This is a genomic window from uncultured Parasphingopyxis sp. (assembly GCF_937129435.1).
GTDB lineage: Bacteria > Pseudomonadota > Alphaproteobacteria > Sphingomonadales > Sphingomonadaceae > Parasphingopyxis.
This window is the reverse complement of record NZ_CAKZNF010000018.1, coordinates 15,976-32,407: the sequence shown is the minus strand read 5'-3', so window position 1 is coordinate 32,407 and position 16,432 is coordinate 15,976. Positions and strand designations below refer to the sequence as shown.

Annotated in this window: 12 protein-coding genes and 1 riboswitch; of the genes, 6 read left to right on the top strand and 6 right to left on the bottom strand. The window is 65.1% G+C overall.

Going from position 1 to position 16,432, the window contains the following annotated elements; genetic code table 11:
- Positions 1 to 14 precede the first annotated feature (14 nt).
- Entirely contained in the window at positions 15 to 185 is a 171-nt protein-coding gene (locus Q0139_RS03875) for a hypothetical protein (protein ID WP_298017618.1), read from the bottom strand.
- Between the two features lie 175 nt (positions 186 to 360).
- On the opposite strand from Q0139_RS03875, the gene Q0139_RS03870 reads away from it, so the two are divergent.
- The 5 genes from Q0139_RS03870 (at position 361) to Q0139_RS03850 (ending at position 8,808) form a co-directional block, all read left to right on the top strand.
- Positions 361 to 573, top strand: a complete 213-nt coding sequence (locus Q0139_RS03870) for a hypothetical protein (RefSeq protein ID WP_298017616.1) — start codon at positions 361 to 363, stop codon at positions 571 to 573.
- Positions 574 to 676: 103 nt separating this feature from the next.
- Positions 677 to 2,728, top strand: coding sequence for an autotransporter assembly complex family protein (locus Q0139_RS03865; RefSeq protein ID WP_298017608.1), 2,052 nt, complete (start codon positions 677 to 679; stop codon positions 2,726 to 2,728).
- The gene (locus Q0139_RS03860) at positions 2,728 to 6,975 is read left to right on the top strand and encodes a translocation/assembly module TamB (RefSeq protein WP_298017601.1); all 4,248 of its coding nucleotides are present in this window, start codon (positions 2,728 to 2,730) and stop codon (positions 6,973 to 6,975) included. Before Q0139_RS03865 ends, Q0139_RS03860 begins: the two co-directional genes overlap by 1 nt.
- A 33-nt stretch (positions 6,976 to 7,008) precedes the next feature.
- A riboswitch (ZMP/ZTP riboswitch) is annotated at positions 7,009 to 7,090 on the top strand.
- Positions 7,091 to 7,109: 19 nt separating this feature from the next.
- Positions 7,110 to 7,796, top strand: coding sequence for a DJ-1/PfpI family protein (locus Q0139_RS03855; RefSeq protein ID WP_298017598.1), 687 nt, complete (start codon positions 7,110 to 7,112; stop codon positions 7,794 to 7,796).
- 64 nt (positions 7,797 to 7,860) lie between these two features.
- On the top strand, positions 7,861 to 8,808 hold the full coding sequence (locus Q0139_RS03850; RefSeq protein ID WP_298017591.1) for a GNAT family N-acetyltransferase: 948 nt from the start codon (positions 7,861 to 7,863) through the stop codon (positions 8,806 to 8,808).
- A gap of 3 nt (positions 8,809 to 8,811) precedes the next feature.
- Here the strand turns inward: Q0139_RS03850 and Q0139_RS03845 are convergent, their stop codons facing one another.
- From Q0139_RS03845 to Q0139_RS03825, 5 genes are all read right to left on the bottom strand, one after another.
- Positions 8,812 to 9,882 (bottom strand): alpha/beta hydrolase-fold protein, encoded by a 1,071-nt coding sequence (locus tag Q0139_RS03845; RefSeq protein WP_298017586.1) that lies wholly within the window; start codon positions 9,880 to 9,882, stop codon positions 8,812 to 8,814.
- A gap of 9 nt (positions 9,883 to 9,891) precedes the next feature.
- Positions 9,892 to 11,316, bottom strand: coding sequence for an aldehyde dehydrogenase family protein (locus Q0139_RS03840; RefSeq protein ID WP_298017583.1), 1,425 nt, complete (start codon positions 11,314 to 11,316; stop codon positions 9,892 to 9,894).
- A gap of 108 nt (positions 11,317 to 11,424) precedes the next feature.
- Positions 11,425 to 11,910, bottom strand: coding sequence for a hypothetical protein (locus tag Q0139_RS03835; RefSeq protein WP_298017578.1), 486 nt, complete (start codon positions 11,908 to 11,910; stop codon positions 11,425 to 11,427).
- 176 nt (positions 11,911 to 12,086) lie between these two features.
- The gene (gene glnA, locus Q0139_RS03830; RefSeq protein ID WP_298017576.1) at positions 12,087 to 13,499 is read right to left on the bottom strand and encodes a type I glutamate--ammonia ligase; all 1,413 of its coding nucleotides are present in this window, start codon (positions 13,497 to 13,499) and stop codon (positions 12,087 to 12,089) included.
- A gap of 202 nt (positions 13,500 to 13,701) precedes the next feature.
- A complete protein-coding gene (locus Q0139_RS03825; protein ID WP_298017573.1) occupies positions 13,702 to 14,040 on the bottom strand; it encodes a P-II family nitrogen regulator in 339 nt (112 codons plus the stop codon).
- A gap of 251 nt (positions 14,041 to 14,291) precedes the next feature.
- Here Q0139_RS03825 and Q0139_RS03820 point away from each other — a divergent pair, with 251 nt between their 5' ends.
- Positions 14,292 to 16,427: a TonB-dependent siderophore receptor gene (locus Q0139_RS03820; protein ID WP_298017570.1), complete on the top strand. Its 2,136-nt coding sequence runs from the start codon at positions 14,292 to 14,294 to the stop codon at positions 16,425 to 16,427.
- The last annotated feature ends 5 nt before the right edge of the window (positions 16,428 to 16,432 follow it).

The following is a 16,432-nucleotide window of genomic DNA, read 5'->3' as shown; positions in this document are numbered from 1 at the left end:
CGAGGTCTGTCAAACTAACGCGTCATCAGCCAGGTCAGGACCGCCAGGGCCACGCCGATCCCCAGCCCCGCCAGAAACCCGATGCTCGGCTGGCCCAGCGCGGCGCCGGCGATCACGCCGCCGATGACGCCCATTGCGATGAATATGCCGCCGCCGGCGACCTTTGATCCGCTGCGTTCTTCCATGGGCCGGGCCTATGGCATTGCCGGGCGGCGCTGTCATCCGCCGGTTTGGTTGGCGGCGCAAATTACACCTAACGATCGGTTGACCAGTTTCGCGCGGCCTGCCGTTAAGGTGTCGCTGCTATCCGCCCATCACCGCGCAATCGGGCCGCACGCCCCCAGATCGAGAGCCCCATCCATGGACGACATTGTGTATATCGCCGACCGCCAGGCGGCCGAGCTGGCGACGCAACTGCTCGACGAATATGGCCATGCCGCGCCCGCCGAGGCATCGGCGCGGGCGGACCGCAGCCGCGACCTCGGCAATGTCATCCATTTCTGCCGCTGGCGGCAGATCGAGCGGTTCGTCGCAATCATGGGATCGGACGACGTGATCGGCACGATCCACTGATCGCCCCAAGTCTTTCTCGCGCCTCGGAAATTTTCGTCTTCAACGCCAAAAAGAGCGCTAATTCGCCCTAGCGCGGCTCCTGCATTGCAGCTATCGAACCCGCATGACCGGGTTGCCGAAGCCGGGCCGGGCGTTTTTCGGGCCGCTCGCCACGCTGTGCGCGCTTGCCGCGCCGTACCCGCTTGCCGCGCAGACGGGAGCCCAAAGCGACGCCGCCGAAGAGGTGGAGGAAGAGGTCGCCGAAGAGGTCCAGTCGCTCAACACCAATGAACTGGGCCCGCTCGATCGCGCCGATGAACTGGGCGCCGCCGCGCCGTTGACCGATGTCGCGAATTTCGGCGTCGAATGGCCGGATATGTCGGAGGTCGGCGACAGCGTCGTCGGCGATGCCGAGACTGCGACCGCCTTCAATGCCGAACAGCGCTACGAGGTCGTACTCAACGGGCTCGCGGACCTTGAGGGCGAGGACGAAGACGATATTCGCACCCAGTTCAACGCGCTCTCCGTCCTGCGCGAGAATGACGGCGATCCGGCTGTCGTCGCCCAGATCGATCGCCGTACCGAGACCGATATCGAGCTGATGCGCCAGATCCTGCGCTCGCATGGTTATTATGATGCACAGGTGGCCGCCGATATCGTCGGCGAGCAGGGAGGTGACGGCGTCGATGTCGTCTTCGATATCGAAACCGGCCCGCTCTATCGCTTCGAGCGCGTCGAACTGCCGGGCCTCGCGTCGGCGGGCGAGCGGACCGATGAACTGCGCGCCCAGTTCGACGTCGAGGCCGAGGATCCGGTCGATGCCGCAACGGTGACGACGCAACAGGCGCGGCTCAGCACCGAACTCGGCAACCGCGGCTATCCCTTCGCCCGGGTTGGCGAGGAAGAGGTGGTCGTCGACCACGCCAACCGCATCGCCATCCTGACCCAGCCCGTCGATCCGGGCGGCGAGCGCGATTTCGGCTCGATCCGCGTCACCGAGGGCGAGGAGGCGATCTTTGGCGCCGAGCATGTCGCGACGATCGCGCGTTTCCGCCAGGGGGAACTCTATTCGACCGGGATGGTCGACGACCTGCGCCGGGCGCTCATCCAGACCGGCCTGATCTCGCGCGTCGAACTGACGCCGGTCGATGCCGGCAATGGCGAACTCGTCGATATCGCCGTCGCGATGGAGCCGGCGCCGCCGCGCACCGTGGCCGGTTCGCTCGGCTACGACACCGGGCGCGGCGCCCGGGTCGAGGCGAGCTGGGAGCACCGCAACCTGTTCCGCCCCGAAGGCGCGCTGACGATCCGCGGCATTGCCGGCACCGAGGAGCAGCTCGCCAGCATCGCTTTCCGCCGCAACAATTTTCTCGCGCGAGACCAGGTGCTGACGGCGCAAATCTACGCCAACAATCTGAACCGCGATGCCTATGACGCCCGCACCGCCGGCTTCACCGCGAGCTTCGCGCGCATTACCAACCAGCTCTGGCAGAAGGACTGGTACTGGTCGGTTGGCGCCGAATTGCTGGCGTCGGACGAGCGCGATATCGTGGGCCCGGCGGGTCAGGTCGGGCGCCGGACCTTCTTCATTGCCGCATTGCCGCTCGGGCTCAATTTCGACAGCACCAACGATCTGCTCAATCCCGAACAGGGTTTCCGCCTCGGCGCCTTCATCTCGCCCGAGGCATCGTTGGAGGACGGGTTCGTCGGCTATGCGAGGGTGCAGCTCGACGGCAGTTTCTATTTCCCCGCGACCGACGCGCTGACGCTGGCGGGGCGCGTGCGCGTCGGATCGATGCCGGGGGCGACGACGCTGTCGATCGCGCCGTCGCGACGCTTCTATGCCGGCGGCGGCGGATCGGTGCGCGGCTACAGCTATCAGTCGATCGGCCCGCGCGACGCCAATAACGATCCGATCGGCGGCCGCAGCCTGTTCGAAGTTTCGCTCGAAGGCCGCTATCGCTTCGGCAATTTCGGTATCGTGCCCTTCATAGATGCCGGCGCGATCTATGACGATATCTATCCCGACTTCTCGAACCTGCGCTTCGGCGCCGGGCTGGGGCTGCGCTATTACAGCAATTTCGGGCCTATCCGGATCGATGTCGGTACGCCGCTGAACCCGCAGCCCGGTGACGCCGTCGTCGCCGTCTACGTCTCTCTCGGCCAGGCCTTCTGATGGCCAGCCAGCCGGGCGACCTGACCGACGCTGAGCCGGTAGCGACCGAAGAGCGCGTGCGCGTCCGCAAGCGCTGGGGCTGGAAGCGCTGGACGCTGGCCGGTTTCCTCAGCCTGATCGGGTTGATCATCGTCGCCTTGTTTGCGCTCGATACGCCGCCGGGCCGCCGCTTCATCATCGACCAGATCGAGGCGATGGAGCCGGCGAACGGGATGCGCATCCGCATCGGCCGGATCGACGGGTCGATCTATGGCGAAATGCAGATTTCGGACCTGCGGCTCTACGATCCCGACGGCCTGTTCTTCGAGGCGCCCGAGATCACCGTCGACTGGCGGCCCTTCGCCTATCTCTTCCGCAACCGGCTCCACATCGAAAGCGCGTCGTCCGAGTTGGCGATCCTGCACCGTGCGCCGGCGTTGATCCCGTCGGAGGACCCCGATCAGCCGCTGCTGCCGGGCTTCGATATCCTGCTGCGAGAACTCGATATCGAACGGATGCGCTTCGGCGAGGCGATCACGGGCGAACAGCGCGATCTCGCCATTGCGGGCAATGCGGATATCCGGGGCGGCCGCGCTCAGGTGAACCTCAACGCGCGTGCCGTGGATGGTGGAGACCGGCTGGCGCTCGTCCTCGATGCCGAACCCGATGGCGACGTCTTCGATATCGACCTGCAGGTGGCGGCGCCCGAAGACGGGGTGATCGCGGAGCTGTCGGGTTTCGGCCGCGCGCTGGCCATCGACATCGCGGGATCAGGCGCCTGGGAACGCTGGGACGGCCGCGCGATCGTCGATAGCGGCGAGCAGCGCGTGATGGCGCTCGACCTGTCCGCGCGCGACGGCGAATATACGCTGGGCGGCCGCGTGCGGACGCAGCCGATCTTCGACCCCGGACTCGTCAGGCGGCTCACCGCGCCCGAGGTGATGCTGACGGCTAGCGGGACGTTCGAGGAGCAGCGGCTCGCCGGGCAGTTCAACGTCCGGTCCGCCGCCGCGGTGATCGACGGGCGCGGCGCGCTCGATCTCGGCAACGGTCATTATGACGGCCTCGTCACCGATATCCGCGTGCTCGAACCGCAGGCGCTGGCCGAGGATATGAGCGGACAGAATGTGCGCCTCACGCTCCGGCTCAACGGCCCCTATGCGCAGCCCTCGTTCAACTACCGCCTGACCGCGCCGCGCGCGGCCTTCGGCGAAACGGGCTTCGAGAACCTCGTCGCGGTGGGCGAGGGCCGGATCGGCGATCCGCCCTATGCGCTGCCGATCCAGGCGCGCGCGACCCGCGTTTTCGGTGCCGGGGCAGAGGCGGAAGAGCTGCTGGGCAATCTGTCGGTCGACGGCGTGTTGATGATCACCGAAGAACAGATCGTCGCCGACGATGTCGCCGTCCGGTCCGACCGGGTCAGCGGCAGGGCCTCTGCGGTCTACGATTTCGATAGCGGACGCTATGTCGTCGGGCTCGATGGGGAGATTCGCAACTATTATGTCGACGGTCTCGGCCTTGTCGACCTGCGGACTGACGTCGATGTACGCCCCGGCGCGCGCGGCGGGTTCGAGGTTGCGGGCAATGCGCGGATCGTGACGCGCAGCCTCGAGAACGGGACCGTCCAGGGCCTGACGCAGAGCCTGCCGGTCATCGACGCACAATTCGCCTATGGCACCGACGGGCGCTTCCGCTTCTCCAATGCGCGCGTCCGCTCGTCCGGTCTGAACTTCACCGGCAGCGGCAGCTACGACACCCAGGCCGGGCGGATCGATCTGCGGGGATCGGGCAGCTCGGCGCAATATGGCGCGTTTACCGTGCGCGCGCAGGGCGCGGCCGCGCGGCCCGCCGTCGCGCTGGCGCTTGCCAATCCGCTGCCCTCGGCACGGCTCGAAGACGTGACGCTCAATCTCGATCCGACGCGCGCCGGTTATAACTACCAGGCCGAGGGCAGTTCGATCGCCGGCGCCTTCACCTCGCAGGGCGTGATTGCCTTGCCGACACAGGGGCATGTGGTGGTGAACGTCGCGCAACTGCTCGTCGCCGATACGACGACGACGGGTCAGCTGACGCTCGCCGAAAACGGGTTTATCGGCGCGTTCGACCTGACGGGCAGCGGCCTCGACGGCGATATCGTGCTCGAGCCGGTGGGCGGCGTGCAGGCGGTGCGCGTCGATCTTGCCGCGGACGAGGCGCAACTCGGCGGCGAGATTGCGACGACGATCCGCGAAGGCATGCTCGATCTCGACGTGCTGCTCTACGACGATGCGCCGCAGATCACCGCGACGGTGCAGGCTGTCGGCGTCTCGCGCGGCAGCCTCTCGATCGCGCGGCTTGCAGGCAATGTGGATTATCGCGGCGGCTATGGCGATGCGACCATCAGCGTCGCGGGCGCGCGAGGCCGCGAATTCGATTTCACCGCCAATGCCGAACTCGCGCCCGATCAGTACGTGATCAACGGCGGCGGCGAGTTTGAAGGCGAACCGATTGAGCTCAGCGAAGTCCGCATCCGCCGCGAAGGCGATGACTGGGTGATCGACGAATCGACGATCCGCTATGCCGGAGGCGGCGCCACCGTCGCGGGCCGGATCGGCGAAGAGACGGTCGTCGATGCCTCGATGGATGCGGTGCCGCTTTCGTTGATCGACATCTTCTATCCGGAAACCGGCTTCGGTGGCGAGCTGACGGGATCGCTGGCCTACCGCCTCGCGCCGGGCGAAACGGTGCCGACCGCCGATGCCGAAATCCGCATCCGCAGCCTGACGCGCGAAGGCTTTGCGCTGCGTCCGCGCCCGGTGAATGTCGGGATCAACGCGCGGCTGCGGCAGGACCAGCTCGCCGCGCGCGCGATCATGGAAACCGAAGGCGAAGAGGTGATGCGCGGCCAGGTGCGGCTCAGTCCCTTCTCGGGATCGGGCAGCTTCGGCGAGCAGATCGCCGCCGCTCCGCTCTTCGCCGAATTGCGTTACAGCGGCCCGTCCGAAACCATCTGGCAGCTGACCGGCAATGAAGCGTTCAGCATCTCCGGCCCGATCGTCGCGCGGGCCGATGCCGGCGGAACGCTCAACAACCCGAACTATTCGGGATCGATCCGGACCGAGAATGCGCGGCTCGAAAGCGGGCTGACCGGCACCGTCGTCACCGGCATTACAACCGAGGGCTTTTTCGACGGCTCGCGCTTCAGCCTGCCGAGCTTCACGGGCGCGACGCCGGGCGGCGGCACGCTGTCGGGCAGCGCGGTGTTCGATCTCGGCCTTGCCAGCGGCCTCGGCATGGATATCCGGCTCGAGGCGAACGGGGCCTGGCTGCTGCGCCGCGACGACATCTCGGCTCGCGTTTCGGGTCCGATCGCGATCACGCTGCAGGCGCCGCCCGGCACGGTGGCGGGGAATGAAGCCGCGATTCCGCAGGGCAGCATCACCGGCGATCTCGACCTGATCGAGGGGATTTTCGAGCTCGGCAACGTTACGCCTTCGACGACGGTACCGCAGCTCAACGTCACGGAGATCAACGCGCGCCGCGATCTGCCCGTAGAGCCACCGCCGCCGATCAACTGGGAACTCGCCATCGATGTCGATGCGCGCAACCGTTTCCTCGTCCGCGGTCTCGGTCTCGACAGCGAGTGGAGCGCCGATCTGGAGGTCTCCGGCAGCGTCGCCGACTTCCGCATCCTGGGGCAGATGGACCTGGTGCGCGGCGGCTATGAATTTGCCGGCAAGCGCTTCGAGCTCGAGGAAGGGCGGATCGATTTCTACGGCAGCAGCCCGATCAATCCGGGGCTCGACATCGTCGCGGCCGGCGACGTCGAGGGGCTGAACGCGCAGATCAATATCGGCGGCACGGCGAGCGAGCCCGAAATCGCCTTCACCAGCACGCCCGCGCTGCCGCAGAGCGAATTGCTGAGCCGCCTGCTCTTCGGTACCTCGATCACCAACCTGTCCGCGCCGGAGGCATTGCAGCTCGGCGCGGCGGTTGCCTCGCTCCAGGGCGGCGGGGGTGGCGGGCTCAATCCGATCAACGCCGTGCGCGACGCGATTGGGCTCGACCGGCTGCGCGTGCTCCCCGCCGACCCTGCAGAGGACCGCGAGACGGCGGTCGCGGGCGGGCTTTATGTGACGCGCAACCTCTATGTCGAGGTGATCACCGACGGGCAGGGCTATTCGGCGACCGATGTCGAATTCCGCGTCACGCGCTGGCTCTCCTTGCTTTCGACGATCAGCTCGATCGGCCGCGCCGGCGCCAGCGTCGAGATCAGCCGGGATTATTGATCCTCCCGAATCGGTCGTAATCTGCTACAAGGTCGCCGTCCGCGCGACTGGCGATTCGAGATGGGACACCATCGGGGAACGCGGACCAAGACAGCCGATCGCCTGGGCATCACCTGAAACGAAGGAGAATGCCCATGCACATCGTCATGCTCGTCTTTCCGCAATTCACCCAGCTCGACCTCACCGGCCCGTTCGAGGTGTTCGCGCGGATGCCCGACACCAAGATCAGCCTTGCCTGGAAGACCACCGATCCGGTGACCGACGGCAACGGCCTCAGGATCGTGCCGACGGTCGATTTTGATCATTGCGCGCGTGCCGATATCCTGTTCGTCCCCGGCGGCTTCGGCCAGATGGCGCTAATGGAGGACGAGGCGACGCTCACCTTTCTGCGGCGGCAGGCGGAAGGGGCGCAGTGGATCACTTCGGTGTGCACGGGATCGCTGGTGCTGGCGGCCGCGGGCCTGCTCACCGGCTATCGCGCTACGAGTCACTGGCAATGGATCGATCAGCTCACCTTGTTCGGTGCCGAGCCGGTGCGTGAGCGCGTCGTCATCGACCGCAACCGAATCACCGGCGCGGGCGTCTCCAGCGGCATCGATTTCGCGCTGACGCTGGCCGCCCAACTTCATGGCGAGCGGATGGCGCGCACGATCCAGCTGTCGATGGAGTACGATCCCGCACCGCCTTTCGACGGCGGATCGCCCGGCAAGGCGGACCCGAAGATCGTCGCCTATCTCAACGATCGCCTCGCCGGTATTGCCGGCGAACGGCAGGCGGCTGCGGAGCGTGCGGCGGCGCGATTGCGGGATGGAGCCGATTAGCGCTTGACCGATCACTGACTACATAGCATGTAATATAACGTGTTATGTAATAGGGGTTGAGCGGATGGCGGACGTGATTGCGGCGATGGGACCGGCCTTTCTGGGCAGCCGGCTGAAACGGCTGGCGGAGCAGTTCCAGGCGGGTGCGGCGCGCGTGATCGAGCGGACCGGGATGCCGGTCCAGCCGGCCCATATGCCGCTCATCGCTGCGCTGCAAGGCGGCCCCATGGCCGTGGGCGCGTTGGCCCAGGCCGTGGGAACGAGCCAGCCCGGCGTGACGCGATCGATCCGGCAGCTTGCCGATCTCGGTCTCGTCCGTTCGGAGCGTGCGGCGGATCGGCGCGAACGCCGCGTGGCGTTGACCGAGGCGGGCGAGGCGCTGGTGGGGCGATGCCGGAAGATCATCTGGCCTCCGGTGGAACGGGTGGTCGAGGCGATGTGCGAGCAACTGGACGGACCGGTCATCGCACAGCTCGCGTCTCTGGAAGCCCAGCTCGCCGACCGGTCGCTCGACGCCCGCGTTGCCGCGATCCTGCGCGACGAGATCGCAATTTGCGACTTTGCCGATGACCTCGCGCCGGATTTTCACCGCATCAATGCCGAGTGGATCGAAAGTATGTTCGTGATGGAGGAGACGGACCGCCGCGTCCTCGAACATCCGCGCGAGACGATTATCGATCGAGGCGGTGCGATCCTGTTCGCCCGGTCGCCGACGCTCGGCGTGTTGGGCACCTGCGCTCTCAGGAAAACCGGAAAGGGCGCGTTCGAGCTGACAAAGATGGGCGTGGTCCCGGAGGCGCGCGGGCTCCGCGCCGGCGAAATGCTCCTGCACGCCGCGCTCGACAGGGCGGAAGCGCTCGGCGCGCGAAAACTGTATCTTCTGACCAGCTCCAAATGCGCGACCGCCATCCATCTCTACGAGAAGCACGGCTTTCGTCACGACGCGCAGATCTTGGAAGAGCATGGACGCGAATATGGCCGATGCGATGTGGCGATGCGCTACGCCGGGTGAGCGTCAGCGTTCGAAATTCCCCGCCAGCGGCACCGGGCCGAGATCGTAGAGCAGGCATTCGTACGTGATGGCGTCCATGCCGCTCCGGGTAGTCGCCGGGGTCGTCGCGCGCGCATTTTCACGCGTGCATTCGGCGTCGCGGCGCGCCTGTTCCTCAGCGGTGCGTTCGCGGACCGGATGGCCACTCAGCAGCGGACCGGGCAGGTAGATACGCGAGGGGTAGCCGTAAAAGGCGCGGAACGCGTCGAGCGCGGCGCCGTGATAGATGCTGGCATGGGTCTCGCTGTCGCCCTGCTCGACGAACTGCCATTGGAACCCTTGCGGAACGCCATGTTGCAGCGCCTGGACGAGCAGCCCGACGCCTTCCTCGTGCCGGTATCCTTCATCGGCCAGCGTCAGATAGAGCCGCCGGTCCCCTGCAGGAATCGCGTCGAGATAGGCGCGCGCCTCGCGGCCATATTTCATCTCTTCCCACCACAGCGACGGCGAGACGGCGATATAATCGTCGAACAGTTCCGGCGCCTCGAACAGCGTCTCGACGACGAACAGCCCGGCCAGCGATTCGCCCATGACGGCGTCGCGCCCGCTCGTCCGGTATCGCGCCTCGACCCAGGGCTTGATCTCCTCGGCGATGAACCGGCGGAACTGCGCCGATCCGCCCGGGCTCGCGCCGAGTTCGGCCTCATAGGCGGCGACATCGGTTGCGGGCGGGACGATCTCGTGGCGCCGGTTCACCGTCTCGATGCCGACGAGGATGAACGGTTCGAACGTCCAGTTGATATCGCCGCTTTGCGCGATGCCGGCGATATGCGGAAAATCCTGCTCGGGCCCGCCGTCGATCACATAGATGACTGGATAGCGGCGTTCGGCATTCTCCTCCGCATCGTAACCCGTCGGCAATCGCACGGCGATGCGCCGTCCTGCGCCCATCACGGTTGAGTCGAGCGTGAACGATTGCCCGATGGTGATCGGCGTCCCCGCCTGATCCGTGCGTTGGGCGAGGGCAGGCGAGGCGGTACAAAGAGAAAGGGCGGACGCTATCGCGCCCGCCCCCGTCAATAGCTGTCGAAACATAAGCCGGTCTTAGGCCGGCTCGCCGACGATCGATTTCACTTCCATGAATTCGCGCAGGCCGTATTTGCCCATTTCGCGGCCGTTGCCCGACTGTTTGTAGCCGCCGAAGGGCGCGTCGGGGATCGGGCCCCAATTGTTGACGCCAATCAGGCCGGCGCGCAGCTTGCCGGTGAAGGCCTTCGCCTTTTCCGGCGGGCCGTAGACGCAGGCGGACAGGCCATAGGCGGTGTCGTTGGCGATCTCGACCGCCTCGTCATCGTCTTTATACTTGATGAGCGTCACAACGGGGCCGAAGATCTCCTCGCGCGCGATCGTCATGTCGTTGGTCACGTTCGAGAACACCGTCGGCTTGACGTAGAAGCCCTGGTTGACGCCGTCGGGGCGCCCGGTGCCGCCGGTTTCCAGCTTGCCGCCTTCGTCGATGCCCTTCTGGATCAGATCCTGGATCTTCTCATATTGCTTGGCGTTCACCACCGGGCCGATATGCTGGCCCATCTCCTTGGGATCGCCGACCGGCACGCTCTCCATCACGCTCTTCGCGACCTGCACCGCCTCGTCATATTGCGATTCATGGACGAGCATCCGCGTCGGCGCGATGCAGCTCTGGCCCGAATTGATGATCACGCCCTGCAGGCCGTTCGGAATGGCCTCGGAAAGGTCCGAGCCTTCGAGCACGATGTTCGGGGTCTTGCCGCCGAGTTCCTGATGCACGCGCTTCACCGTGTCGGCGGCGTTCTTGGCGATCATGATGCCGGCGCGGGTCGATCCGGTGAAGCTCACCATGTCGACGTCCTCATGCTTGGTCAGCATCGTACCGACGCCCGGGCCGTCGCCCTGCACCATGTTGAAGACGCCCGCCGGCACGCCGGCGGCGTCCATGATCTCGGCGAAGATCGCGGCAGATCCGGGGGTCTCTTCCGAAGGTTTGAGGACCATGGTGTCGCCGGCGGCGAGCGCCGGGGCGACCTTGGCGGTGATCTGGTTGAGCGGCCAGTTCCACGGCGTGATCATCGCGACGACGCCGATCGGCTCGTGCACGACGCGCGCAGCGCCGACCTGCTCTTCGAATTCGAAATCCTTCAGCACCTCGGCGGCCTTCAGGATGTGACCGAGGCCCGCCGGCGCCTGCGCGGCGTTGCCGATGGCGACGGGGCAGCCCATCTCGTCGGCCATCACGGCGGCGATATCGGGCATGCGTTTCTTATATTCGTCCGCGATCCGCTCGAGCAGCGCGACCCGCTCCTCGACGCTGGTCTGGGAGAAGGTCTTGAAGGCTTCCTTGGCGGCGGCGACGGCCTTGTCGACATCGGCCTGGCTGCCGAGGGTGATCTCGGTACAGGCCTCTTCGGTCGCCGGGTTGATCACCTCGTGGCGTTGGCCGCCATCGCTGTCGACCCATTCGCCGTTGATATAGTGCTGCAGATAGCTGTGCATCGGGAAGCTCCTCTCGGTTCGGATTCGGTTCGTGTTTGCAACGAAGATAGGCGCGGGCAAGGCTCGGCGCAATCGCCGATGAGATCCACCGTCTCGCTTATGCGCCGGTTAGCAGCGGGTCGAGAAGCCCGAACGGCCGTCGGCATAGACGAGCTGCAGCCGGTCCGGCCCGGCCTGGACGAGCGTCACCGTGATGCTGCCCCCGCCGCCCGACATGGTGAGCTGATCGCCGTTCAGCACCCAGTTGCCGCCGGTGCCGTCGGCGTTGATGAAGCGGCCGTCGGGCGCCATGGTGATCGCGCTGGCGCAATTGCCGTCATCGGTCCACTGGCCGATGAACCAGGAGCGCAGCGCGGCGTTGTTGCCCTGATTGTTGTTCTGCGCCGTCTGGGCATTGTCCTTGGGGATGATCGGGCCGGCATTGGTGTTGCCCGCATTGTCATTGCCGAAGCCGCTGCCGAGCCCGGCGCCGTCATCTTCCTCCTCGTTCGCCGCGGCCTCTTCCTCGTCATCGCTCTGCTGCAGGCCGAGCTGTTCGCAGCCGGCCAGCGCGAGGCTTCCGGCGAAAATGGCGGCGATGGCGAATTTCCTCATGACAAGACTCCCCGATGTCTTTCCTACCCCGATGGTCACGGCGGATATTGCGACGGTCCGCGCAGCATTGCAAACGCGATCAGCATCGGTTGAGCGAAAATCGTCGCCGCCGTCGCGATCGAAAAAGGGCCCGGCGTTTCCGCCAGGCCCTTTCCCCTTTTCGATATCGCCGTCGATCAGGCGCTGTAATACATGTCGTATTCGACCGGGCTGGGGGTCGTTTCCCAGCGCAGCTGCTCTTCCCATTTCAGCTCGGCATAGGCCTCGATCTGGTCGAGATAGAAGACGTCGCCCTTCAGCAGGAAGGCGTGATCTTCCTCGAGCGCCTCGAGCGCTTCGCGCAGCGAACCGCAGACGGTCGGCACATTGGCGAGTTCGGCCGGCGGCAGGTCGTAGAGATTCTTGTCCATCGCGTCGCCCGGGTGGATCTTGTTCTCGATCCCGTCGAGCCCGGCCATCAGCAGCGCCGAGAAGGCGAGATATGGATTGGCCAGCGGATCGGGGAAGCGGAATTCGACGCGGCGCGACTTTTCGCCGGTGCCGTAAGGAATGCGGCAGGAGGCCGAACGGTTGCGGCTTGAATAGGCGAGGAGCACCGGTGCCTCGAAGCCCGGAACGAGCCGCTTGTAGCTGTTCGTCGTCGGGTTGGTGAAGGCGTTGAGCGCCTTGGCGTGCTTGATGACGCCGCCGATATAATGGAGGCAGGTTTCGCTGAGCCCGGCATAGCCGTCGCCCGCGAAGGTCGGCTTGTCGCCGTCCCAGATCGACATGTGCGTGTGCATGCCCGACCCGTTATCTTCCTTGATCGGCTTGGGCATGAAGGTCGCCGTTTTGCCATAGGCATGGGCGACCTGCTGGACGACATATTTGTAGACCTGCACCCGGTCGGCCGTCTGGGTCAGCGTGCCGAAGGTCACGCCCAGTTCGTGCTGCGCCGCGGCGACCTCGTGATGATGCTTGTCCATCGGCATGCCGAGTTCGAGCATCGTCGAGACCATTTCGGCGCGCACGTCCATCGTGCTGTCGACCGGCGGCACCGGGAAATAGCCGCCCTTGGCGCGCGGACGGTGGCCCATATTGCCTAGCTCATATTCGCGGCCCGTATTGGTGGGCAGCTCGATATCGTCGATCTTGAAATAGCTGCGGTCGTAACCGTCCTCGAAGCGAACGTCGTCGAACATGAAGAATTCGGGTTCGGGGCCGACATAGACGGTGTCGCCGATGCCTGTGGTCTTCAGGAACGCCTCGGCGCGCTTCGCCGTCGAGCGCGGATCGCGGGCATAGAGCGAACCGTCGCCGGGTTCGACGATATCGCAGAACACGGCGAGCATCGGCGTTGCGGAGAAGGGATCGGCATAGACCGCGTCGAGGTCCGGCCGCAGGATCATGTCGCTTTCGTTGATGGCCTTCCAGCCCTCGATCGACGATCCGTCGAACATCAGGCCTTCTTCAAGCTCGTCCTCGCCCAACACGCCGGAACACATTTGCAGGTGCTGCCACTTGCCACGCGGATCGGTGAAACGCAGATCGACCCATTCGATCTCCTCGTCCTTGATCCGTTTGATAATGTCTTTCGCGGTCGTCGTCATGAAATCTTTCCTTCCTCTTCTGGGAATCACGCGCAATAAACTCTAACGCAACGCCACGCAGTGCACAAATTATTTTTGCGCTGCAGCATAGGCGGGGGCGGCCGCAACATGTGATCGGGCGGAGCGGCAAGCCCCCGTGTACGCCAGCGATGCCGTTGCGACCGTCCGCCACGACGGTCGCCAGGCCGACATGACCATGCTCTCAGACCGCGTCCTCGTCGCGCTCGCCCGTGCGGATGCGGATGGCGTTGTCGACGGGCGAGACGAAGATCTTCCCGTCGCCGATCCGCCCGGTCTGCGCCGCATTCTGGATCGCCTCGACACAGCGTTCGGCAAGCCCGTCCGCGACGACCACCTCCAGCTTCACCTTGGGCAGGAAGTCGACGATATATTCGGCGCCGCGATAAAGCTCGGTATGTCCCTTCTGCCGCCCGAAGCCCTTCGCCTCGGTCACGGTCATGCCGGTCACGCCGACCTCGTGCAGCGCATCCTTCACTTCGTCGAGCTTGAACGGCTTGATGATCGCTTCGATCTTTTTCACGGGACGATGCTCCTGCTTTCGAGCCTCGCAGCATAGGCAGACTTTGGACAGACTCAAGGATGGCGAGCCGTGCGCGCCGCGTTGCGGCCTTACCGTCGGCCTTGCAGCGAGATGCGACGGTCACGACCGGATCGGCAGGGGAATTCGATCACAATGGATTGCAACTGCAAATAAGTCGCATTAGAGAACAGCGCCAGCTTGGTACGCTTTCGCGAGCCAGTAGCAGTTTTGCGTTTGTTGGGGGATTCCTTGTGTTCCGTTTCCATCTTTCCGGTGCCAGTGCCCTTGCGGTCGGCATTGTTACCGCGATGCCTGTCCACGCCGAGGCAATCGCCGACACCGTGCCGACACAATATGCCGCAGCCGCGATGCAGCCGATGATCATCGTTACGGGCGAATATCAGCCGCCGGCGATTATCAGTGCAACCAAGACCGAGACGCCGCTGATCGACGTGCCGCAGAGCCTGTCGGTGATCTCTCGAGAACAGCTCGACGATCAGATGCTGACCGACATCGCCGATGTCATGCGCTACACGCCCGGCGCCTCGATCGGGCAGGGCGAGGGGCATCGCGACCAGATCACGATCCGCGGGCAGAACACGACGGCCGATTTCTTCGTCGACGGCCTGCGCGACGACGTCCAGTATTTCCGGCCGCTCTACAATCTGGAGCGTGTCGAGATCCTGCGTGGCTCGAACGCGCTGATCTTCGGCCGGGGCGGCGGCGGCGGCGTCATCAACCGCGTCACCAAGACGGCGCAGTTCGATACAATCTTCGGCGGGGGCACGGCGAGCGTCGACACCTTCGGATCGGCCTATCTGTCGGGCGATGTGAACCTGTCTGCCTCCAACAGCGTCGCGGTCCGCCTCAATGGTTATTACGAGGCGCTCAACAACCATCGCGATTTCTACGACGGCGGCCGCTGGGCATTCAATCCGACCGCCTCCTTCGCGCTCGGCCCGTCGACGCGGATCGAGGCGTCCTACGAACATGTCGACGACAGCCGCACCGTCGATCGCGGTGTTCCGTCGCTGCGCGGCGAACCGCTGATGGGTTTTGACAACACATTCTTCGGCTCGCCCGATTTCAACCTGACGCAGTTCCAGGGCGATATCGTCCGCGGCCGGTTCTTTCACGATTTTTCGGATAGCCTGTCGTTCAACACGACCGTGCAATATGCCGATTACGACAAGCTCTACCAGAATCTCTATCCCGTCGGCTTTGACGATGTGGCGGGGACGGTGTCGCTCGACGGCTATCGCGACACGACGCAGCGCGAGAATTTCATCGTCCAGGGCAATCTGATCTGGGAGGGGCGGACCGGCGCGCTCGCCCATACGCTGCTGCTGGGCTATGAATATGGCGACCAGCAGACCGCCAATGCGCGGCGCGACACGTTCTTCGATGTGAGCCAGGACGACCAAGTCACCTTCGCCTTTTCCGATCCGCTCGCCATTCCGTCCTTCGGCTTCCCGGTCACGGTTCGCAGCACACAGTCTGACGCCGAATTCCTCTCCTTTTATGCGCAGGAGCAGCTCGAGATCGGACAGCACATCATCCTCGTCGGCGGCGTCCGCTACGACCGGTTCGACATCGACGTGATCGATGCGATTGAGGTCGCCGACGGCGCGGGCGACGGCAATGACGGGTTCCTGAGCCGCACCGATACCGAATGGTCGCCGCGCGTGGGCCTCATCGTCAAGCCGATGGATAATCTCTCGCTCTATGCGAGCTTCAGCCGATCTTTCCTGCCGCGATCGGGCGATCAGTTCCTGTCTCTGACCCCGACCGACGAGACGCTCGCGCCCGAACGCTTCGATAACTACGAGATCGGCCTGAAATGGGATCCGATGCCGCAGCTCAGCCTGACGGCGGCCGTCTTCCGGCTCGATCGCGAAAACGGCACTACGCCCGATCCCGCCAATCCGGGGAACAGCATCCTCACCGGCAGCCGCACCGAAGGCTTCGAGGTGCAGCTGGTCGGCGAGCTCCTGCCCGGCTGGCAGGTCAATGCCGGCTACAGCTATCTCGATGCCGACGAGCGCGGCCGCGTGGTCGGCGCGGCGCTCGCCAATCGAACGCTGGCCCAGGTGCCCGAGCACATGTTCTCGCTGTGGAGCCGCTATGACGTGTCGGAGCGCTTCGGCTTCGGTGCCGGTGTCACGCACCAGTCCTCGCAATTCGCCGCGATCGACAACAGCGTCCGCCTGCCGGGCTATACCCGCGTCGATGCCGCGCTCTATTATGTGCTCAGCGAGAATGTGGAGCTGCAGCTCAACGTCGAGAACCTGTTCAACGAGGATTATTTCCCCGCCGCGCACAACAACGACAACATCTCCACTGGCGAACCCCTGAACGCGCGGCTGACGGTGCGGGTGGGGTTCTAGAAAGC